Origin of the sequence: Collinsella aerofaciens (assembly GCF_015670795.1) — a bacterium.
GTDB classification, from domain to species: domain Bacteria; phylum Actinomycetota; class Coriobacteriia; order Coriobacteriales; family Coriobacteriaceae; genus Collinsella; species Collinsella aerofaciens_Q.
In genome coordinates, this window is record NZ_JADPCJ010000001.1 from 37,745 (window position 1) to 59,627 (window position 21,883).

A 21,883-nucleotide genomic window follows, 5' to 3' on the forward strand; every position below is an offset into this window, starting at 1 on the left:
ATGGTTCCATCGCAGCATTCCGTGCTAAAGGGTGCGTTTGAGTGGATCGTGGTCGTCGCGATCGCACTGGTCGCTACCTTCTTGATTCGCTCGTTTGTGGTCGAACCCTTTGTGGTACCCACCGGTTCCATGGAGTCCACGATCGAGATTGGCGACCAGATCCTGGCACAAAAGGTGAGCCTCGAGCTCGGTCAGCCCGTCAAGCAGGGCGATATCGTGGTGTTTCACAACCCCGATGGCACCTCCGAGCATGATGTTCTTGTCAAGCGTGTTATTGCCACGGCCGGGCAGACGGTCGACCTGCAGGATGGCAAGGTGGTCGTTGACGGCCAAGCGCTCGACGAGGACTATACGACGGGCATGAGCTGGCCACTTTCGGTCCAAGCGCCCGGCGCTCAGGTAAGCTATCCCTACACCGTTCCCGACGGGTGCGTGTGGGTGATGGGCGACAACCGCGAGAACTCTGCTGACTCCCGCTACTTTGGCCCGGTCGACCGCTCCGAATTGATCGCCGTGGCGCTCGTGCGTTACTGGCCGCTCAACCGTCTGGGCGCTATCGACTAAAAACCGCTATAGTACAGTACCTAACCGTGTAATCGTTTCGACGAGGGGATATTAGAGGCATGAACGCTTCATCGCTTTCCTTCCAAGACATCATCCTGCGCCTCCAGCAGTACTGGGGCGAGCAGGGCTGCGTCATCATGCAGCCCTATGACTCCGAGGTCGGTGCCGGTACCTTCCATACCGCGACCACGCTGCGCTCGCTCGGTCCCGCCGAGTGGCGCACCTGCTATGCGCAGCCTTGCCGCCGTCCCGCCGACGGCCGCTACGGCGAGAACCCCAACCGCATGCAGCACTACTATCAGTTCCAGGTGCTCATCAAGCCCTCACCGGTCAACGCCCAGGAGCTTTACCTGGGGTCTCTTGCCGCTATCGGTCTGGACCCCAACGACCATGACGTCCGCTTTGTCGAGGACGACTGGGAGAGCCCGACGCTCGGCGCCTGGGGCCTTGGCTGGGAGGTCTGGCTCAACGGCATGGAGGTCACGCAGTTTACGTACTTCCAGCAGGTAGGCGGCATCGAGGTCGACCCCGTGCCCGTCGAGATCACCTATGGCCTAGAGCGCATTGCCATGTATGCGCAGGGCGTTAACTCGGTCTACGACTTGGTGTGGAGCTACCTGCCCGACGGCACGCCCATGACCTATGGCGACGTGTTCCTCGAGAACGAGCGCGAGTTCAGTGCCTATAACTTTGAGGTCGCAAACGTCGAGATGATGCGTCAGAAGTTTGACGACTACGAGGCCGAGTGCCATTCCTGCCTGGAGCGCAAGCTGCCGCTGCCGGCATATGACTGCGTCATGAAGTGCAGCCACGCTTTCAACCTGCTCGATGCTCGCGGCGCCCTGTCCGCGGTCGAGCGTGCCAACTACATCCTGCGCGTCCGCGCCGTCGCCAAGGCGTGCTGCGAGGCCTACATGGCCGAGGTCGCCGGAGTCAACGAGAATGCCGATCAGGAAGGCGAGGTGGCGTAAGCCATGGCAGACGCTAAGGATTTCCTGTTTGAGATCGGTACGGAAGAAATGCCCTCCGCACCGCTGAACAATGCCGTCAAGCAGCTTGGCACCATGATCGCCAAGGGTCTCGACGAGGCCGGTCTGGCCCACGGCGAGGTCCGTGTGATCTCGAGCCCGCGCCGCCTGGCTGCGCTCGTTGCCGACGTCGCCACCGCGACCGACGAGGTTCACGAGGTCAAGCGCGGCCCCGCGGCCAACATCGCCTTCGATGCCGATGGTAACGCCACCAAGGCCGCCCAGGGCTTCGCCCGCAAGTGCGGTGTGGCTGCCGAGGATCTGGTTCGTCGCGAGGACACCGACGGTCGCGAGTATGTCTTTGCCGAGAAGAACATCCCTTCCGCCCCGGCCACCCCGATCCTGACGGCCCTGTGCGAGAAGACTATCGCTGGCCTGCAGTGGCCCAACTACCGCTCTCAGCGCTGGGGTCACGAGCATGCGACCTTTGTTCGTCCGGTCCGCTGGATCTGCTGCCTTCTGGGCGAGGACGTTGTGCCCGTGTCGTTTGCCGACGTGACGAGTGGCAACACCACGCGTGGCCATCGCGTGCTTGGCCCCGGTGACCATGTGGTCGCCAGCCCCGCCGTCTACGAGCAGGTGCTCGAGGACGCCGGCGTGCTTTCTGCCGAGCGCCGTCGCGAGGCCATCCTTGCCGGTATCGCCGAGGTCGAGGCTGCCCGTCCCGGCTGCCATGTCGATACGCCCAAGAAGGTCTTTGAGGAGGTCATCAACCTCTGCGAGTGGCCGACGGTGCTCGTCGGGACCTTCGATGAGGAGTTCCTCAAGGTCCCGCACGAGATCATCTGCGAGTCCATGCTCACCAACCAGCGCTACTTCCCGATCTATGACGGCGAGGGCAAGCTCACGCGTGAGTTCGTGGTCGTCTCCAACAGCAAGCCCGAGAACGCCGAGCGCGTGATCGACGGCAACGAGCGCGTTGTGCGTGCCCGTCTGGACGATGCAAAGTTCTTCTACGAGGAGGACCTGAAGATCTCCCTCGACGAGTTCCGCGAGCGTCTGGCCAAGGTCGCCTTCCAGGAGAAGCTCGGTAGCGTGCTCGCCAAGTCCGAGCGCATCGAGCAGCTCGCGCTCGCTATTGCCCGTGAGGCACACCTGGGTGCTCACCTGGCAGCCGATGCCGCTCGCGCCGCGCACCTGTGCAAGGCCGACTTGGTATCCAACGCCGTCGTCGAGTTCACGAGCCAGCAGGGCGTGATGGGCGGTTACTACGCCACCGCGATGGGGGAGAACGATGAGGTCGCCCACGCCATTCGCGATCATTATCGTCCCCGCTTTGCCGGTGACGAGCTGCCCGAGGGCACCGCTGGCTGCATCGTGGCCTGCGCCGACAAGCTCGATACCATCGCCGGTATCTTTGCCATTGGCGAGCCCCCGACCGGCTCCTCCGATCCCTACGCGCTGCGTCGTGCCGCTATCGGCATCATCAACATCCTGCGCGACCGTCTGCCGATCGATCCCACGTCGCTTATCGACTTTGCCCTTGAGCTCTATAGCGAGCAGGGTATCGAGTTCGACGCCGCCGAGGTCGCTCAGCAGGTTCGCGACTTCTTCCACGGCCGTCTGGTGAGCATGACCCGCGACGAAAAGATCCCGGCCGATACCGTTGCCGCCGTCTCCGCGGTGCACATCATCGCCCCGTCCGTCTTCTTCGCCCGCTGCGCCGCCCTCGACGAGGCCCGCAAGAACGACGCTGAGACGTTCGATAACCTGGCGACCGCCTATGCCCGCGCCGCGCACATCTCCAAGCCCGAGCTGGGCGCGGAGTACGACCGCGCCCTGATGGGCGAGGTCGAGCTCGCGCTTGCCGATGCCTCCGAGGCTGCTCAGACCGCTGTCGACGCCGCCCTTGCTGCCGAGGATTATCCGGCCGCATTTGCTGCCCTCGCCGCCCTGCGCGCGCCCATCGACCGTTTCTTCGACGAGGTCATGGTCATGGACAAGGACGAGCAGCTCCGCGATAATCGCCTTAAGCTGCTCAACCGCTTCGAGGCCGTTTTCTCCGGCATCGCCAACATCGGTGAGCTTGCTCGTAAAAAGTAAGCCAGCCTGCGTGTAAGCGCAAAAGGAGCCCCGCATGGATTGCCCGGTCACCGCTCGTCCCACCGTTATCGTTATCTCCGACTCGCTCGGTGATACCGCTTGTGAGGTGGTGCTTGCGGCGTCCGGGCAATTTGATGAAGGGGCTTTTCGTCTCTTGCGCCTGCCCAAGGTGAACTCGGTGGAGCAGGTCAAGTCGTTTGTGGGTCCGCGCGTCGATGCCGATCATCGCGATATTGCCGTGTTCCACACCATTGTCGATCCGGCGCTTCGCGCCCGTGTGCTCGATTACCTGGGCATGCTGCATATCCGTTCGGTCGACCTGATCGGCCCGACGCTCGCTGTGCTGTCGTCGCTCATCGGTGTGCCGCCCAAGGGCGTTGCGGGCGTGATTCACAAGACCGATGACCGCTATTTCCATCGTATCGAGGCCATGGAGTATTTCGTTGAGCACGATGACGGGCGCGGCTGCGACGATCTGTCGGGTGCCGATATCGTGCTGCTGGGCGTATCGCGTACGTCCAAGACGCCGCTGTCGATGTATTTGGCCTATCAGGGCTACAAGGTCGCCAATGTCCCACTGGCGCATGGCATGGAGCCGCCCAAGTCGATTTACGAGGTCGACCCGAGGCGCCTGTTCGGCCTGATTTCGACCGTCGATGTGATTTCCGAAATTCGCGATAGCCGCTTGGGCGATGACTACGCTCGTGCCGTTGCCGGCTCCTATGCCGAGCCTGAGAGCGTGCACAGCGAGCTCGAGGAAGCCCGTGCGCTCATGAAGCGCCTAGGCTGCTTTGTGGTGCGTACCGACGGCAAGGCCATCGAGGAAAGCGCAGCCGAGATCATTAGCCACTTGGAGGAAATCCAAGAAGCCCGTGCCCGCCGCGCCGCCCGTCGAGCCTAATAGTAGCAGCATTTTGATAAAGCGATTTAGCAAAAATATCGCATCTGACCTGCACTTTCTTACAGTGGTATATTCATAAGGTAACCACCTTTACCTACCGTTTACCGCCAGTTTTAGCACGTTTACCAAACCGCGCATCCTCTGCTTAAGCCCGCTCAAAACCCGCCGTATAGTTCCCTCACGGCCCGCATTTGGCGGGTCGATTCGTTACCACGGTCGTGCGCGTAAGTGCATGAAAGGGGAAGTATCGTGAGCGATTGCAAGAGGGTTTACCGTTTTGGAACCGACGCCCAGGGCACCTGTGTCACTGAGGGCGACAAGTCCATGAACTTCGTGCTTGGCGGCAAGGGCGCAAACCTTGCCGAGATGAGCCGCATCGGCCTGCCGGTTCCCGGTGGCTTTACCATTACCTGCCAGACTTGCGTCGAGTACTCCGGTGCCGGCAACGTGTGGCCCGAGGGCGCACTCGATGAGATCGTTGCTGCCGAGGCGGACCTCGAGGCCCGCTGCGGCAAGAAGCTCGGCGACGCCTCCGATCCGCTGCTCGTGTCGGTTCGTTCGGGCGCTCCGTTCTCCATGCCCGGCATGATGGACACGGTCCTCAACTTAGGCCTCAACGACGACTCCGTTCAGGGGCTCATCGCCCAGACGCAAAATCCGCGTTTTGCTTGGGATAGCTACCGCCGCTTTATTCAGATGTTCTCCAACGTCGTTATGGGCGTTGACGCCGACCTGTTCGAGAACGCCCTGACCCAGGCCCGTCTGGTCGCCGGCGTTCGCGTCGATTCCGAGCTTTCGGCTGAGGACCTGCAGGAACTCGTCGAGACCTTTAAGGGCATCTTCTCCGAGAACGTCGATGCCTCCCTGTATCCCGAGCTCGAGGTCGCTGACGGCAAGCCCGTCTTCCCGCACGACCCGGAGCTTCAGCTACGCCTTGCCATCCAGGCCGTCTTTGGCAGCTGGATGAACGAGCGTGCCTGCATCTACCGCAAGCAGCATGGCATTTCCGACGACCTCGGCACCGCCGTCAACGTGCAGGCCATGGCCTTTGGCAACAAGGGCGAGACCTCTGCGACGGGCGTCGCCTTTACGCGTAATCCGGCCGACGGCACCAAGGAGTTCTACGGCGATTTTCTGGTTAACGCCCAGGGCGAGGACGTCGTCGCCGGCATCCGCAACACCGAGCCCATTGCCGACCTCAAGACCACCCCGGGCCTCGAGTCCGCAGGTGAGGAGCTCGAGCGCGTGTTCCTGACGCTCGAGGATCATTATCGCGATATGTGCGATATCGAGTTCACCATCGAGCAGGGCAAGCTCTGGATGCTCCAGACCCGCGTGGGCAAGCGCACCGCCACCGCCGCCCTGCGCATCGCTATCGAAATGGTCGAGGAGGGCCTGATCACCCGCGAGGAGGCCGTGAGCCGCATCGATCCCGCGCAGCTCGACCAACTCCTGCACCCGCAGTTTGACGCCTCCAAGAAGTACGAGGCGCTGGCCAGCGGTCTGAACGCCAGCCCCGGTGCCGCCGTGGGCGAGGTCGTGTTCTCGAGCGACGACGCCGTCACGCGTTCCGCCGAGGGCCACAAGGTCATTCTGGTTCGTTGGGAGACCAACCCCGACGACCTGAAGGGCATGGTCGCCGCCGAGGGCATCCTGACCAGCCACGGTGGCAAGACGAGTCATGCCGCCGTTATCGCCCGCGGCATGGGTACGCCCTGCGTCTGTGGCGTTGAGCGCTTCCATATCGACGCCGCCGAGAAGGTCGTGCGCATCGAGGGCAGCGACCGCGTGCTGCGCGAGGGCGATGTCATCTCCATCGACGGCACCCAGGGCATCGTCGTCGACGGCGCCGTCGACCTGGTCTCCGCCGAGCTTACCGGCGATCTGGACACCATCCTGTCCTGGGCCGACGAGATTCGCCTGGACGAGACCTGTGGCCATGCCAACCATGTGCGCGTCAACGCCGACAATCCCGAGGATGCCGAGCTTGCGCTCGAGTTTGGCGCCGAGGCCATCGGCCTGTGCCGCACCGAGCACATGTTCCTGGGCGACCGCAAGAACATCATCCAGAGCTTTATCCTGTCTGACGATGAGGCCGTGAAGCAGCAGGCCCTGGCCGACCTGCTCAAGGTTCAGACCGAGGACTTCCTGGCGATGTTCAAGACCATGTCCGGTCGCGATGTGGTCGTCCGCCTGCTCGATCCGCCGCTTCATGAGTTCCTGGATAATCCTCGCGAGCTCGAGGTCGCCATCACCAAGAAGGAAGCCGCCGGCGCCAGCGAGGAAGAGCTTGCAGCCCTGCGCGCCCGCCTGCGTCGTATCGACGGCATGGTCGAGTCGAACCCCATGCTCGGCCTGCGCGGCGTTCGCCTGTCCGTCGTCTTTAGCGATCTGCCACTCATGCAGGTTCGCGCCGTCGCCACGGCTGCTGCCCGCCTTATCAAGGAGGGCGTCGACCCGCGACCCGAGATCATGGTTCCGCTCGTCTCCATCACGGCGGAGCATGTCCAGACCCGCGAGGTCATCGAGCGGGTAATCGCCGAGGTTTCTGCCGAGGAGGGCGTCGAGCTCAATATTCCCGTGGGCACGATGCTCGAGCTGCCACGCGCCTGCATGGTCGCTGACGAGATCGCGCGTCATGCCGACTTCTTCTGCTTTGGCACCAACGACCTCACCCAGACCACCTTCGGCTTCTCTCGTGACGATGCCGAGGCTAAGTTCATCCCGCTGTACATGCACAAGAAGATCTTGAAGGACAACCCCTTCGAGACCATTGACACGGCGGTGCTCGAGCTGGTGCGCATGGCCGTCGAGAAGGGCCGCGCCACCAACCCCGACATGCACTTTGGCGTGTGCGGCGAGCACGGCGGCGACCCCAAGTCCATCAAGGGTCTGTTTAATGTGGCCGACGTGGACTACGTGTCCTGCTCGCCCTACCGCGTGCCCCTCGCACGCCTGGCTGCCGCCCAGGCCAAGCTCGAGGCGAAGCGCTCCGCCTAACGTTTTGGGTTCAGACGCCTAACGTAGCCCCCCTTCATGCCGTCCGTCTCATTCGTGAGGCGGACGGTTATCATGTGCGGGTTTTGTCTTTTTGTCTGCGTAAAAAATTGTTCTTGCAGCAGAAACCCGCGCGTGTATACTCGAATACGTTTGTTCAACTACGTGCCGGCCAGAGTGGTACGGCACCTCTAGAAGAGTAAGGAATTGCACATGGATTACATCCGCGCAATCGAGCGTCAGCAGATCCGCGAGGACATTCCTCAGGTTCGCGTCGCCGACAACGTCAAGGTTCACTACCGCATTAAGGAAGGCGACCGCGAGCGCATCCAGGTCTTCCAGGGCGACGTCATCCGCATGGCCGGCGCCGGTGCCCGCGAGACCTTCACCGTCCGCAAGATGTCCTTCGGTGTCGGTGTTGAGCGTACCTTCCCGCTTCACAGCCCCAAGATCGCCAAGCTCGAGGTCGTTCGTCATGGTCGCGTCCGTCGCGCCAAGCTGTACTACCTCCGCGACAAGGTGGGCAAGGCTGCTCGCATCCCCGAGAAGCGCTAAGAAGATCGCAGCGTCTGTCCACTCGTTTGGACGTAAGGGTCACCTTCGGGTGGCCCTTCTTTTTATCTGATTTGCATGCAAGGAGGGCCTGGTATGGCCAATATGACGAGCTCGGTTTCGGCATCGCAGGTTGCCGGAGAGCTGGCGAGCGCAACGTTTGAGGAGATCCCCGCCCTCGTGGAGCATTATCGCGAGGACCCGCGCCAGCAGGTGATCAAGGCTTGTGAACGCGCCCTCAAACGCCATTCCAAAGAGGTTGCCGAGCGCGAGCGCGTCAATGGCATGTACGAGCTTATGCATGAGCTTGGCGGCGATGGGGTGGTCGTTGGTGTCGACGAGGTGGGCCGTGGCTCGGTAGCGGGTCCCTTAACCGTGTGTGCCGTGTGCCTTCCCATGGAGCCGCGCGTCTGGGGCATCAACGATTCCAAAAAGCTCACGCCGGCGCGCCGCGAGCTGCTCTCTGTGAAGATTGCCGAGGTGGCGACGGCGATTGGTTTTTGCCATATCGCGCCTAAGGATATCGATGAGATGGGTATGGCCCGCGCCATCCGCGTTGCCGTCGCGGGCGCCGTGGCCGATACGGGACTTGAACCCGACTGCGTCCTCATGGATGGCAACCCCTTGGGCGCCGTTCCCAATGAGCGCGACGTGGTGAAGGGCGATGCCAAGATCGCCTGTATCGCCGCGGCGTCCATCATGGCCAAGGTCACGCGTGACGAGATGATGGTCGAGTACGACGCCGAGTACCCCGAGTACCATCTGGCCGAGTCGAAGGGCTATGCGAGCCCCGAGCACATCGAGGCCATTCGCAAACATGGACTTTGTCCGCTGCACCGCGTGAGCTTTTGCGGAAACTTTCTGCAGACTGAGCGCCTTTTCTAGGTCAATTGTGGAGACAGGGACCTCTGGGGTTTTATAAACCTGCTGGTAGCGGGCCGTATGCAACACCATTGCTGCGTACGGCCCGTTTTTTGACGGCATTTGGTCAGCTTTTGGTTTGCTTCCGGTACTTACCCGCATGAAAGGTGCTCTCATCATCGGGGCAATGCAGTGTGCGGGAAAGGAGACCCCATGAGTGCCGCAAGCAAAAAGAGTAAGACGCAGCAGCTCAAGGAGTGTTGGGAAAACGGCAAGCTCGACTGCGGGGCGATGACGCCCGAGTTTATCAAGGGACTCAGTCCTCGCGAGCTGGGCATGCTGGGCGAGCTGATCACCATCGACTACTTTAACGAGCGCGGCTACACCTTGCTGGAGCAGGGTTATCGTTGCACCGAGGGCGAGGCCGACCTGGTGCTGCTCGATGAGCTCGACGATGTCGTGGTGATGGCCGAGGTCAAGACCAGACGCGTTGCGCTGGATTGCAGCACGCGGGTCTTTCCCGAGGAGGCCGTGGACGCCCAAAAGCAACGTCGCTACCGCCGCATCGCAAGTTGCTATCTCATGGAGCATTATCCGCTCAAGGCGATTCGCTTCGATGCCGTGGGCGTTACCATTCGCGGCGGGCATATCGCCGAGATCGAGCACCAGTACAACGCGTTCGATTGGCAGGTGTCGTGATGGCGTTCGAGACGTTTGCCGTTCACGCGGCCTGCATCCGCGGCGTCGAGGCGATTCCCGTCACGGTCGAGGTCTCGCTTGCCGGCGGCGTTCCGGGCATCCAGATGCTCGGCATACCGAGTATGGAGGTGATGGAGTCGCGCGGTCGTATTCGCTGCGCGATGCGCTCCGCCGGGTTCGAGATCCCGCGCTCGGGCATTACGGTCAATCTGGCGCCCGGCGATATCCGCAAGACCGGTAGCGGCTTTGATCTGCCCATCGCCATCGCGGTATTGGCGGCCGATGGGCAGATTCCCCGCGACAACCTCGATCGTTGTCTTATCGCTGGTGAGCTTGGCTTGGACGGTACGGTGCTTCCTGTCAAGGGCGAGGTGGCGTTTCAGTTATTGGCGCGTGATTTGGGGCTGTCCTTTATCGCCGGCAGGTCAGACCAGCATGTGCCACTCGCGGGCGTGGATTGCGGATTCATCGATCATTTGTCTCAGCTTGCTCATGGTATGGGCGATGCCGCGCGGCACTACTTGGATTCCGAGGGCGTCGAAGCGACCTTTGAGCCTGAGCTCGACTATGCCGACGTGCTGGGGCAGGAAGTCGCTAAACGCGGCATGGCGCTTGCGGCGGCAGGAGAACTCGGCTTGCTCATGATCGGGTCTCCGGGATCGGGCAAGACGATGCTCGCACGCCGTATGACCGGCATCCTGCCCGAGCTTTCCGTTGAGGATCAGCAGGAGGCACTGTGCATCCATTCGGTTTTGGGTGAGAACATTGATGGCTTGTTGGCGGGGCACCGCCCCTTCCGCAGTCCCCACCACAGTATTTCGACCGCAGGCCTTATCGGCGGCGGGCGCCCGGTGCACCCGGGTGAGATCAGCCTTGCTCATGGCGGCGTGCTCTTTTTGGACGAGCTTGCCGAGTTTCCCACGGGTGTACTGCAGACGCTCAGACAGCCTATCGAGCGCGGCTACGTGAGGATCGTACGCGTCGATGGGGCTTTTACCTTCCCGTCGCGCTTTCAGCTGCTGGCTGCGAGCAATCCCTGCCCCTGCGGCTTTTTGGGCGATCGCGAGGTACCGTGTCGCTGCTCGGCGGCGATGGTCGAGCGCTATCGGTCTAAACTGCGCGGTCCTTTGGCCGACCGTATCGACATGATGATCGATGTGACCCGTCCCGACCCTCAAGTGATTATCGAGGGCGCAGAGGGTATGTCGTCGGCCGAGTTACGTGACTACGTTGTGCGCGGTCGCGCTTTTCGCGCTTGGCGCGAGTCCCGTATGGACGATGCGGATGCCGAGGCCGAGGATGACGAGACGCGGTCCATTGACGGCGTCGTTTCGACCTTCGAGCTCGATGATGCTGCCGAGAAATGCGTACTCGGCCTATCCAAACGCACGCATCTCACGGGCCGCGGCATCGTACGCCTGGTGCGTATCGCGCGTACAATCGCTGACGTCGCCGAGAGCGAGCAAGTGACGCAGGACCACGTGCTCGAGGCGGCGATGTACCAGGGAAGGAGGGACCAATGATGGCCGAGGGGACCTTTGAGCTGCATCCAGGTGATGCATTGTATCCCGAGACCGTTTTGGAGCTTTCTGATGTACCCCAGACGCTCTATGTGTGTGGCAACCCCGAGGTGCTTTCGACGCCCGCGCTCTCCATCATCGGCGCGCGTAAGGCCTCGCCGTATGGTCTTGCCGTGGCAGAGCTTGCGGCAAAGGTGGCGGTCGAGGCGGGAGTGACGGTAGTTTCGGGCGGCGCGGTCGGTTGTGACCAGGCCTCGGGTTGGGCTGCGGTCAACGCCGGCGGCAAACACGTCGTGGTGCTGGGGACGGGCGCCGACGTGGTCTACCCGCGTTCGAGCGCGGGGCTTATTACTCGCACGCTCGATACGGGTGGCGCGGTCGTGTCGATCTCTCCGTGGGGCATGGCTCCGCGCAAGTTCGCCTTTCCGCGCCGCAATCGCGTGATCGCGGCCCTGTCGCAAGCCCTCTTTGTATCCGAGGCGGGTATGCCTTCTGGGACGTTTTCTACAGCCGAGGCTGCTATGGATTTGGGGCGCGAACTTCTTGCCGTGCCGGGGTCGATCCTATCGCCCGAGTCGCGTGGCACGAATTACCTCATTGCGAACGGTGCCTGCTGCATCATCGACGAGGAATCTATCGAGATGGCTATCTCACGCATCTACGGAACCCTGCGCTACTCGCGCCCCGATGCTCCCGGCATTGCCGACCTGGATCCAACGCAGCAGACCGTGATGCATGCGCTCATCGCATCTCCGCTCAAGGTCGACGACATCGCGGCGCTCGTCTCGCTCGATGCAGTTGGCGTACTCAAACTCTTGGGTTCGCTTGAACTCGAGGGCCTTATCGAGCGCATGATGGATGGAAGGTATGCGCCCTCCAAGTTTGCCCTTCACGCCCAGACGCCCTTCGGTCACAATGGAAAACGTGTCAATTAGAAAGGTGTTTGCAGATGCAGTTCGATCAGGTGACAGTTATCGGTGGCGGTCTGGCGGGTTCGGAGTGCGCGATCCAGCTGGCAGATCGCGGGTTTGCCGTAAAGCTGTGCGAGATGCGCCCCCAGGTGAGCTCCCCGGCCCACCATACCGATCACCTGGCAGAGCTCGTCTGCTCCAATTCGTTTAAGTCGACCCGTCCGGATTCCGCGGCTGGTTTGCTGAAGGCCGAGCTTGAGCGCATGGGTTCAGTCCTGCTCGATTGCGCCCATCGCGCGGCTGTTCCCGCCGGTGGCGCCTTGGCGGTCGACCGCGTCAAGTTTTCCGAGCTTGTCGAGGCCGAGGTTGCCGCTCGTCCCAATATCGAGGTCGTGCACGGCGAGGTCACGCAGATTCCCGAGGGCCAGGTGGTCATTGCCGCGGGCCCGCTGTGTTCACCGGCGCTGAGCGAAGAGGTCATGAAGCTCGTCGGCGGCGACGCCCTTGCGTTTTTCGATGCCGCGGCGCCGATCGTCGATGCCTCCACGCTCGATATGGACGTGCTGTTCTCGCAGTCGCGCTACGAGGAGCAGGGGAGCGGCGACTATCTCAACGCTCCGCTCAATAAGGAAGAGTACGAGGCCTTTATCGAGGCGCTTACCACGGCCGACCGCGTGGTGCTCAAAGACTTTGAGGGCGGCGATCTGTTCCAGGCCTGCCAGCCTGCCGAGGAAGTTGCGCGCACCGGCAAGGACGCCATTCGCTTTGGCGCCATGAAGCCCGTCGGCCTCACCGACCCGCGTACCGGACGTCGCCCCTGGGCGGCAATTCAGCTGCGTGCCGAGAACAAGGAGAAGACCGCCTATAACCTGGTTGGCTTCCAGACCAACTTGACCTTTGGCGAGCAGAAGCGCGTCTTCCATATGGTGCCGGGCCTGGAGAACGCTGAGTTCTTCCGCTACGGTGTCATGCACCGCAATACCTTTGTCGACGCCCCGCATGTGCTCGATGGCACCTTTGCCGTGCCCGGTACCGGTGTGCGCCTGGCCGGTCAGATCACCGGCACCGAGGGGTACATGGAAGCCGTGGCGACCGGTCTTCTCGCGGCGCTCAACACCTATGCCGAGGCTATCGGTGCCGCGGGCGTCGAGTTGCCGCGTGTGGGCGCCCTAGGTGCGCTCGTGGGCTATGCGACCGATCCTGCCACCGTGGGCTATCAGCCCATGCATGTCAACTTTGGCCTGGTGCCGCCACTCGAGGATGGTAAGCGCCGCAGCAAGCGCGACCGCTACCAGGCCTATGCGGACCGTGCGCTCGAGGCCCTCGATGCCTACTTGGCCACGCGTTCCGACTTGTTTGGAGGCGACCGGTCATAGCCTTTGACCTGTACGACACCGTCGACTCGTTTATCGCCTATATCGCACGCGTCGAGGGACTTTCTCCCAACACGGTGACGGCCTATGGCTCGAGGCTGGAGCGCTTCGCTGCCTGGTGCGAGCGCGAGGATATCGATGCTTTCGCTGCCGACGTGCGCACCATTCGTCGCTATCTTGCCGAGCTTTCGCGTGAGCAGGTGGCTCCCCGAACGCTTGCGGCGCACCTGTCGGCTATTCGATCTCTCTATCGCTGGATGGCTGCCGAGGGGATTGTCGAGGGCGATGCGGTCTCGGCGATCGCATCGCCCAGGCTGCCGCGTGACCTGCCGGGTGTCCTTACGACCCAGCAGGTTGAGGCGCTGCTCAAGACGCCTGATACCTCGACGCCCGCGGGACTGCGCGATGCGGCGATGCTTGAGTTGCTCTATGCCTCCGGCGCGCGAATCTCGGAGCTCGCGGCGCTCAACGTGGAGTCTATTGGTTGGTCCGAGCGAACGCTGCGACTTTGGGGCAAGGGGAGCAAGGAGCGTATCGTCCCTCTGTATCGTCGTGCGCTCGATGTGACGCGTCTCTATATTGAGGAGGGGAGGCCGGAGTTGCTCGCTCAGGCAAAGCGCCGCGACCTCGCTACTGGGCCGCATCCGCTGCTTATATCGGCGCGTGGCAATCGCATGAGCGCCGCCATGCTCCGGCGGCGGTTCCATACGCTGGCGACGCTCGCCGGCATTCCGGCCGACATCGCCCCGCATGCGATGCGCCATACCTTTGCGACCGACTTGCTTGAGGGCGGTGCGGACCTGCGCTCGGTTCAAGAGCTGCTGGGTCATGCGAGCCTGTCCACGACGCAAATCTACACGCATCTCACGCCCGATCGGCTCAAGCGTGCCGTGGCTCAAGCCCATCCCCGCGGCGAATAGTGGCTGGGACGTCCCGCGCCGCACTCAGGTGTGTGGTTTTGATTGCGGGTTGGCAGAAAGAAGCATTCCTGCTATCATTCATCGGGTTGCTTCACGGCAACATGTTTTTATCACGCACGCGCGGCTACTTCATACCGTGGTGCCCGGGCTTTGGTAGCACATGTCCGGGTTGGTTTTGGAGGATGACCCCGCGCGGAGGCAAACCACAGGAGGTTTAACATGGCTACCAAGATTAATATCCGCACCCTGCTCGAGGCCGGCTGCCACTTCGGTCACCAGACCCGTCGCTGGAACCCCAAGATGAAGCCGTTCATCTTTGGTGAGCGCAACGGCATCTACATCCTCGACCTCAAGCAGACCATCCTCGACGCCGACCAGGCCTATACATTCGTCAAGAACGTCGCTAAGGGCGGCAACGTGCTGTTCGTCGGCACCAAGAAGCAGGCTCAGGAGGCCGTCAAGAACGCTGCTGAGCGCGCCAACATGCCTTACATCAACCAGCGTTGGCTCGGCGGTATGCTGACCAACTTCGTCACCATCCGCTCCCGCATCAACCGCATGGAGGAGCTCGAGGCCATGGTCGAGGACGGCCGCATGGCTGTTCTGCCCAAGAAGGAGCAGGCTGTTCTCGGCAAGGAGCTCACCAAGCTCCAGACCAACCTCGGTGGCGCCCGCGACATGAAGGGTCTGCCCCAGGCTCTCTTCGTCATCGACACCAAGCGCGAGGAGAACGCCATCAAGGAGGCTCAGCGCCTGAACATCCCCGTCGTCGCCCTGATCGACACCAACTCCGATCCCGACGAGGTCGAGTACGGCATCCCCTGCAACGATGACGCTATCTCCGCTGTCACCCTTATGTGCGAGCTCATGGCTGACGCCTGCCTCGCTGGCTCCGGCAAGGAGCAGGTCTCCGAGGCCGAGATGGCCGCTGAGCCCAAGGCCGAGTAAATCAGTCTTAGTTAATTCTTTTTCATCTCTTTGAAAGGAACCACAATGGCCCAGATTACCGCCGCTATGGTCAAGCAGCTCCGCGAGATGACCGACTCCCCGATGATGGAGTGCAAGAAGGCTCTCGTCGAGGCTGACGGCGACATGGACGCCGCTGTCGACGTTCTGCGTAAGAACGGCCTTGCCAAGGCTGCCAAGAAGGCTGGCCGTGAGACCAACGAGGGCGCTGTCGCCGCGTTCGTCTCCGAGGATGGCAAGACCGGCGCTCTGCTCGAGCTCTCCTGCGAGACCGACTTCGTTGGCTCCAACGCCAAGTTCACCGGCTTTGCTTCCAAGGTCGCTGAGGTTGTCGCTACCACCGAGCCTGCTGACGTCGACGCTCTGCTCGAGAAGCCGATGGGCGAGGAGACCGTTTCCTCCGAGCTCACCGAGATGATTCACATCATGGGCGAGAACATGAAGATCTCCCGCTTCGCTGCCCGCAAGGCCGAGAACGGCGCGCTCGCTTCTTACATCCACATGGGTGGTAAGATCGGCGTCCTCGTCGAGTTCGCCTTCGAGAAGGCCGAGACCGCTCAGGCTGAGTCCTTCAAGACCTTCGCTCACGACGTTGCCCTTCAGGTTGCTGCCGTCGCCCCGATCTGCGCTACCCGCGATCAGGTTCCGGCCGAGACCGTCGAGCACGAGAAGCAGATCTACATGGCCCAGGCTGCCGAGTCCGGCAAGCCCCAGGCTATCCAGGAGAAGATGGCTGTCGGCCGTCTGGAGAAGTTCTACAAGCAGTCCGTGCTCACCGAGCAGGAGTTCATCAAGGACAGCTCCCTCACCATCAAGAAGTACGCTGAGCAGGTCTCCAAGGAGCTCGGCGACACCATTACCGTCGTTGCCTTTGACCGTCTGGTCCGTGGCGAGTAAATAAGCTCTTGTAGCTGGTAATGAGCAGGCTGTGGGTTTTACTCACAGCCTGCTTTTTCATGGCTCTTATCAGAGCCTTTGATATCATATTGAGAGTCTAATTAAAGGAGGATCGCTTTGTCCGACATCCGATATAAACGCGTGCTTCTTAAGCTTTCCGGCGAAGCACTGATGGGCGACGGCCAATATGGCATCGACCCCAAGGTTACCGACCATCTTGCCAAGCAGGTCAAGGAGCTGCTAGCCGTTGGCCATGAGGTCGGCGTCGTTGTCGGCGGCGGCAATATTTTCCGCGGCATGGCCGGCGCTGCCGGTGGCATGGAGCGTGCTCAGGCCGATTATATGGGCATGCTCGCGACCGTTATGAACGCGCTCGCCCTGCAGGATGCCTTCGAGCACAACGATGTTCCCTGTCGCGTGATGAGCGCTATCCAGATGAACGAGATCTGCGAGCCCTATATTCGTCGTCGCGCCATCAACCACCTTTCCAAGGGCAACGTCGTTATTTTTGCTGCCGGTTCGGGCAATCCGTACTTTACGACCGACACCGCCGCGGCTCTTCGTGCGTGCGAGATCGGCGCCGAGATTCTGATTAAAGCCACCAAGGTTGACGGCATCTACGACAAAGATCCCGTCAAGTGCGCCGATGCTGTCCGTTTTGACAAGATTACCTACCACGAGGTTCTTGTCCGCGGTCTGCAGGTTATGGATTCCACGGCTACGGCACTGTGCCAGGATAACCGTATGCCGATTTTGGTCCTCAACATCGATGGCGAGGACACCGTCAAGCGCGCGCTTTCGGGTGAGCCCGTCGGCACGCTCGTCTATCAGGAGGATTAAGCATGGCAGAGAACATCACCGCCCATATGGACAAGTCGCTCGAGTCCCTCAAGCATAACTTCTCCAAGGTCCGTACCGGCCGTGCCAATGCCAACATTCTGTCCGACATCACCGTCGATTATTACGGTGTTCCCACGCCGGTCACGCAGGTTGCCGCCGTCAAGACCCCCGAGGCCCACATGCTGCTCATCGAGCCGTGGGACAAGGCACTCATCAATGCTATCGTCAAGGCCATCGGCGCTTCCGATCTGGGTATTACCCCCAACTCCGATGGCACCGTCGTTCGTCTTCCGTTCCCGGCTCCCACTGAGGAGCGCCGTCGCGAGCTCGTCAAGGAGTGCCGCGAGTACGCCGAGCAGGCCAAGGTGTCTATCCGTAACATCCGTCGCGACTTCAACAACAAGCTCGAGCGCGATGAGGAGCTCACCGAGGACGATGTCCGTCGCGAGCAGGCCAAGGTCCAGAAGCACACTGATGAGTATGTCGCCAAGGTCGAGGAGCTTCTGAAGGAAAAAGAAGCCGAGGTCATGGAGATCTAAGGTGCAATACGACGAGCATAAACTGGTCGAGTACTTTGCCGACGCCCCTGCGGGCGTCGGTTTTTCCGACCTTGACCTTAATAACATTCCGCACCATATCTCGTGCATCATGGACGGTAACGGTCGTTGGGCCACGTCGCGCGGTCTTGCACGCACCGAGGGCCACAAGGCGGGTATCGTCTCCCTGCGCGAGATCATTACCGCATGCGTGCGCTTGGGTGTCGACGTCCTTTCGGCCTATGCGTTTTCCACCGAAAACTGGAATCGTCCGCAGCACGAGGTCAACGTTTTGATGCATTTGTTTGCCAAGACGTTTATCGATGAGTTGCCGCTGCTTAAGCGCGAAAACGTTCGCGTTGTCTTTTTGGGCGATATTTCCGCACTGCCTAAGAAGACCCGCGATGTCTTTGAGCGAGGTCTTGCCGAGTGCGCCAATCACACCGGCATGACGCTGGCGCTTGCCGTCAACTACGGCGCGCGTGCCGAGATTACCCGCGCTGTCCGTCAGATCGCACTCGACGCTGCCGCCGGTAAGATCGATCCTGGCGCAATTGATGACGACATGGTGGCTTCCCACCTCTATACCGCTGGCCTTCCCGATCCTGAGCTTGTGATTCGCACTTCTGGTGAGCTGCGCCTTTCGAACTATCTGCTGTGGCAGGTGGCTTATTCCGAATTCTACGTCACCGATACCTATTGGCCCGACTTTGATCGTTGGGGCCTTGTCGACGCCATTTTGGCCTATCAGGGCCGTGACCGTAGGTTTGGTGGTCTGAGCAAGACCGAGGAGGCTTAATCGTGTCCGATCGTCCCAAGGCAATTGCTCCCAAGACATCTGAGCGCAAGGCTGTCGCTGCGGGAGCGCCCGCAGCGAAGAATGGCACCGGTTCGTGGCTTGCCGGCTTTATCACCCGTGCCGCCGCCGGTATCGTCTATGCCGTTGTCTTTATCCTGTGCCTGGTTTTGGGTATTGTGCCCACGGCCATCTTTGTTTCTGTCATGAGCGGTCTGTGCTGCTATGAGTTTTTCCGTATGACGAGGCTCGATGGCAAGATGGCTAACGAGCGCATGGGTATCGCTGCCGCCGTACTCTTTCCGCTGTCGGCGTTGGGCGATTCGATGTTGCTGAATGCCCTGCTTTTTGCCCTGATGCTCGCTGTGGGCATTTGGTATGTTTGGTCGCCGCGTACCCGCATCTCTGATGTGGCCGTGACGCTCATGGGTCCCATCTACACTGGCTTTATGCTGTCGGCTATCGTGCTGCTGCGCGATGCCGTGCCCGGTTTTGCCGGCGCCCTGCTTTCGGTGGGCGTTTGCGCGTCCCTTTGGGTCTCCGATTCGTTTGCCTACATCGTGGGTAGCCGTATCGGCAAGCACAAGATGGTTCCCAAGATCTCTCCCAAAAAGAGCTGGGAGGGGTTTGTCGGCGGCATCCTGGGCTCGGTTTTGATTTGGCTCATCCTGTGGGCGACGCACTTCTACAAGCTCAGCCTGCCCTATGCGCTGCTGTGCGGCGTGGTCGTGTCCGTCCTGGGCGTTATCGGAGACCTCATCGAGTCGCGCATCAAGCGCGGTGTGGGCGTTAAGGATTCCGGTAACCTTATCCCGGGCCACGGCGGCATGCTCGATCGTAGCGATTCGCTTATCTTTGGCTGCATTACCGCGCAGCTGCTTTTGATGATCGGAGGCGTGCTGTAATGTCCTTCCAGACGACGTATGGCCCCGATGGACGTCTCCGTGTTGCCATCCTGGGTTGTACGGGCTCTATCGGCACCCAGGCGCTCGATGTGTGCCGCCAGCATGCCGATCGCCTGCAGGTGACGGCGCTATCCGTTAACTCCAGTACCTCCGAGCTCGTTGCCGCTGCCCGCGAGTTCTCGGTTCCGGCGGTTGCCGTGGCCGATGTCGCTCATGGCGATGACGCCGTGCTGCAGGAGTTGCCCGAGGGAACGAAGCTCGGCGTTGGCGCGCAGGCGGTTTGCGAGCTCGCGCGTCGCGACGATGTCGACTGCGTGCTTGTCGCTATTGTGGGTGCCGCCGGTCTCGAGGCGAGCCATGCGGCCTTGACCTCGAATAAGCGTCTTGCCCTTGCCAACAAGGAGTCCCTCGTCGTCGGTGGCGACTTGCTTATGCCGTTGGCGCAACCGGGCCAGCTTATTCCAGTCGACTCTGAGCACTCCGCCATCTACCAGTGCTATCTGGGGGAGGACCCGCGCGAGGCTCATTGTATTTGGCTCACCTGCTCGGGCGGTCCGTTCTTTGGCCGCACGCGCGACGAGCTCAATCGCGTGACGCGTGCCGATGCCCTCGCACATCCCACGTGGGCCATGGGCGCCAAGATCACCATCGACTCCGCTACCCTCATGAACAAGGGCCTGGAGCGCATTGAGGCCATGCATCTGTTTAACTGCGGCCTCGATTTCATTAACGTGGTCGTGCAGCGTCAGTCCAAGATTCACTCTATGGTCGAGTTCGCCGACGGCTCCGTGATGGCGCATCTCGGTGCTTCCGACATGCGTATTCCCATCCAGTTCGCGTTCTCGTATCCCGAGCGTTGGGATACCCCGGCGCCTCGTATCGATTTCCGCGAGCTGGGGCAGCTCACGTTTGATGCTGCCGACATGGATACCTTCCGCTGTCTGGCACTGGCCGAGCGTGCCGGCAATACGGGTGGCACCATGCCGTGCGTGCTCAATGCCGCCAACGAGGTCGCTGTCGATGCCTTCCTGCACGATGGCTGCAGCTTTACCGATATCGATCGCATTGTAGAATCCTGCATGGATGCCCACGATATGCAGGCGGTCGATTCGTTTGAGCAGCTTCGCGACATCGATGCGTGGGCGCGTGAAAAGGCTGCGCAGGTGCTCGCCGCAACCCGTTCCTAACCCATAAGGATTGCTTTTTCGTTTTATGGATACTGTTCTGAGCGTTCTCTCATCGGTCTTTTGGGGCCTGCTGATGCTTTCCGTCCTCGTGTTTTTGCACGAGGGCGGCCACTTTTTGGCGGCGCGTGCCTGCGGCGTCCGTGTGACCGAGTTCTTTTTGGGCCTGCCGTGCCGCTTTGACATCCATTACACGTCGCGTCGCATTGGAACCAAGTTTGGCGTGACCCCGCTGCTGCTGGGTGGCTACGCTGCCATCTGCGGTATGGATCCGACCGACGTCTCCTGCGCCGATCGCGTGCTCGCGGCTATCTATCGTCATGGTCGCGTGACCGTGGCCGACCTTGCTGTCGAGCTCGAGCTATCCGAGGAGGTTGTGCTCGAGGCATGCGCCTTGCTCTTGGGTTGGGGCTCTATCGCGCCTTGGTATGAGGAAGGGGAGAAGCCCTCGCCGAGCTACTATCCCACCAAGTATCAGACGCTGCCGCGAGACGCGGCGGGTTACACCACCTTTGACGGCCGCCGTTTCGATCGAGAACATGCGACTACCGAGGGCGATGTGTGGGAGCTGCCGTGCGGCGAGGCTGATTTCTTGGCGCAAGAGCGCTCGCACACTTATCTGGGCCAGGGTTTTCTCAAGCGCGCCTTTATGCTGCTCGCGGGCATTCTCGTCAATATCCTGACGGGCTTTTTGCTGCTTATGAGCATCTACTCTATTGCGGGTGTCACCGTGCCGATGGATACCAACGTGATTGGTCAGGTTGACGAGGGGTCTATTGCCGCCAAGGCGGGTATCGAGGGCGGCGACGCGATCCTTTCGGTTGACGGAGTATCGTGCTCTACCTGGATGGACGTTTACGATGCTATCGGCAAGGCCGCCGGTAAGGACGATATCGCCATTGAGTATGAGCGCGACGGCAAGCAGCATTCGACCTCGGTTGCGCTCAAAGAGGACGAGCGCCTAGGTGTGTATGCCTCTACGCAGGTGGTCCGTTTAGACCCCATCACGTCGGCTCGCCTTTCGTTCTCCTATGTCGTGCAGACAGCGGAGGGCGTGATGCGCCTGCTCCAGCCGCAGCATACGATGGAGATTCTCGATCAGTCTTCTTCGATTGTGGGCATTAGCGTTATGTCTTCACAGGCTGCTGCTGCCGGCCCTGCCACGTTCCTTTCGTTTGCCGCCCTCATTTCGTTCTCGCTTGGCTTTATGAACCTGCTGCCCATCCCACCACTCGATGGCGGCAAGCTGGTCATCGAGATCATTCAAAAGATTGCTGGCCGCGAGCTTCCGTTCAAGGTCCAGACGATTGTGAGCTATGTGGGCATCGCGCTCTTTGCGCTGCTGTTTGTCTATATGCTTCGTTCCGACGTCCTTCGATTTATTTTGTAG

The 21,883-nt window shown here is 61.2% G+C and carries 20 protein-coding genes; all 20 read left to right on the forward strand.

The features are described 5' to 3' along the window. The 20 genes from lepB (at position 1) to I4W09_RS00295 (ending at position 21,883) form a co-directional block, all read left to right on the forward strand. Positions 1 to 564: a signal peptidase I gene (lepB, locus tag I4W09_RS00200; protein ID WP_055309866.1), complete on the forward strand. Its 564-nt coding sequence runs from the start codon at positions 1 to 3 to the stop codon at positions 562 to 564. Between the two features lie 59 nt (positions 565 to 623). Beyond that, positions 624 to 1,535 (forward strand): glycine--tRNA ligase subunit alpha, encoded by a 912-nt coding sequence (locus tag I4W09_RS00205; protein WP_006236091.1) that lies wholly within the window; start codon positions 624 to 626, stop codon positions 1,533 to 1,535. Positions 1,536 to 1,538: 3 nt separating this feature from the next. Further along, positions 1,539 to 3,635, forward strand: a complete 2,097-nt coding sequence (gene glyS, locus I4W09_RS00210; RefSeq protein ID WP_117770367.1) for a glycine--tRNA ligase subunit beta — start codon at positions 1,539 to 1,541, stop codon at positions 3,633 to 3,635. A 34-nt stretch (positions 3,636 to 3,669) separates the two neighbouring features. Continuing rightward, positions 3,670 to 4,536, forward strand: a complete 867-nt coding sequence (locus tag I4W09_RS00215) for a pyruvate, water dikinase regulatory protein (protein ID WP_196031215.1) — start codon at positions 3,670 to 3,672, stop codon at positions 4,534 to 4,536. Positions 4,537 to 4,785: 249 nt separating this feature from the next. Then, a complete protein-coding gene (gene ppdK, locus I4W09_RS00220; protein WP_117770365.1) occupies positions 4,786 to 7,536 on the forward strand; it encodes a pyruvate, phosphate dikinase in 2,751 nt (916 codons plus the stop codon). A gap of 210 nt (positions 7,537 to 7,746) precedes the next feature. Continuing rightward, complete coding sequence (gene rplS, locus I4W09_RS00225; protein WP_006236098.1) at positions 7,747 to 8,088, forward strand: 50S ribosomal protein L19; 342 nt, start codon at positions 7,747 to 7,749, stop codon at positions 8,086 to 8,088. 93 nt (positions 8,089 to 8,181) lie between these two features. After that, positions 8,182 to 8,970, forward strand: coding sequence for a ribonuclease HII (gene rnhB, locus I4W09_RS00230; RefSeq protein WP_055309871.1), 789 nt, complete (start codon positions 8,182 to 8,184; stop codon positions 8,968 to 8,970). Positions 8,971 to 9,159: 189 nt separating this feature from the next. Beyond that, a complete protein-coding gene (locus I4W09_RS00235; RefSeq protein WP_055309872.1) occupies positions 9,160 to 9,645 on the forward strand; it encodes a YraN family protein in 486 nt (161 codons plus the stop codon). Then, positions 9,645 to 11,168: a YifB family Mg chelatase-like AAA ATPase gene (locus tag I4W09_RS00240; protein ID WP_055309873.1), complete on the forward strand. Its 1,524-nt coding sequence runs from the start codon at positions 9,645 to 9,647 to the stop codon at positions 11,166 to 11,168. The genes I4W09_RS00235 and I4W09_RS00240 overlap by 1 nt, the downstream gene beginning before the upstream one ends. Next, positions 11,168 to 12,100, forward strand: coding sequence for a DNA-processing protein DprA (locus tag I4W09_RS00245; protein WP_196031216.1), 933 nt, complete (start codon positions 11,168 to 11,170; stop codon positions 12,098 to 12,100). The genes I4W09_RS00240 and I4W09_RS00245 overlap by 1 nt, the downstream gene beginning before the upstream one ends. A gap of 14 nt (positions 12,101 to 12,114) precedes the next feature. Further along, positions 12,115 to 13,452, forward strand: a complete 1,338-nt coding sequence (gene trmFO, locus I4W09_RS00250; protein ID WP_117770364.1) for a methylenetetrahydrofolate--tRNA-(uracil(54)-C(5))-methyltransferase (FADH(2)-oxidizing) TrmFO — start codon at positions 12,115 to 12,117, stop codon at positions 13,450 to 13,452. A gap of 8 nt (positions 13,453 to 13,460) precedes the next feature. Next, positions 13,461 to 14,369, forward strand: a complete 909-nt coding sequence (locus tag I4W09_RS00255) for a tyrosine recombinase (protein ID WP_230318590.1) — start codon at positions 13,461 to 13,463, stop codon at positions 14,367 to 14,369. Positions 14,370 to 14,588: 219 nt separating this feature from the next. Further along, entirely contained in the window at positions 14,589 to 15,317 is a 729-nt protein-coding gene (gene rpsB / locus I4W09_RS00260; protein WP_006236109.1) for a 30S ribosomal protein S2, read from the forward strand. Between the two features lie 45 nt (positions 15,318 to 15,362). After that, positions 15,363 to 16,232, forward strand: coding sequence for a translation elongation factor Ts (gene tsf, locus I4W09_RS00265; RefSeq protein ID WP_196031217.1), 870 nt, complete (start codon positions 15,363 to 15,365; stop codon positions 16,230 to 16,232). A 117-nt stretch (positions 16,233 to 16,349) separates the two neighbouring features. Beyond that, positions 16,350 to 17,072 carry a UMP kinase gene (gene pyrH, locus I4W09_RS00270; RefSeq protein WP_035138557.1) on the forward strand — a complete coding sequence of 241 codons (723 nt, stop codon included), beginning with the start codon at positions 16,350 to 16,352 and terminating at the stop codon, positions 17,070 to 17,072. Between the two features lie 2 nt (positions 17,073 to 17,074). Further along, the gene (gene frr, locus I4W09_RS00275; protein ID WP_006236112.1) at positions 17,075 to 17,611 is read left to right on the forward strand and encodes a ribosome recycling factor; all 537 of its coding nucleotides are present in this window, start codon (positions 17,075 to 17,077) and stop codon (positions 17,609 to 17,611) included. A 1-nt stretch (position 17,612) separates the two neighbouring features. Continuing rightward, on the forward strand, positions 17,613 to 18,407 hold the full coding sequence (gene uppS, locus I4W09_RS00280; protein WP_055309876.1) for an undecaprenyl pyrophosphate synthase: 795 nt from the start codon (positions 17,613 to 17,615) through the stop codon (positions 18,405 to 18,407). A 2-nt stretch (positions 18,408 to 18,409) separates the two neighbouring features. Then, positions 18,410 to 19,309 carry a phosphatidate cytidylyltransferase gene (locus tag I4W09_RS00285; protein ID WP_233504656.1) on the forward strand — a complete coding sequence of 300 codons (900 nt, stop codon included), beginning with the start codon at positions 18,410 to 18,412 and terminating at the stop codon, positions 19,307 to 19,309. After that, positions 19,309 to 20,496, forward strand: coding sequence for a 1-deoxy-D-xylulose-5-phosphate reductoisomerase (dxr, locus tag I4W09_RS00290; protein ID WP_196031218.1), 1,188 nt, complete (start codon positions 19,309 to 19,311; stop codon positions 20,494 to 20,496). Before I4W09_RS00285 ends, dxr begins: the two co-directional genes overlap by 1 nt. A 25-nt stretch (positions 20,497 to 20,521) precedes the next feature. Further along, entirely contained in the window at positions 20,522 to 21,883 is a 1,362-nt protein-coding gene (locus I4W09_RS00295; RefSeq protein ID WP_196031219.1) for a M50 family metallopeptidase, read from the forward strand.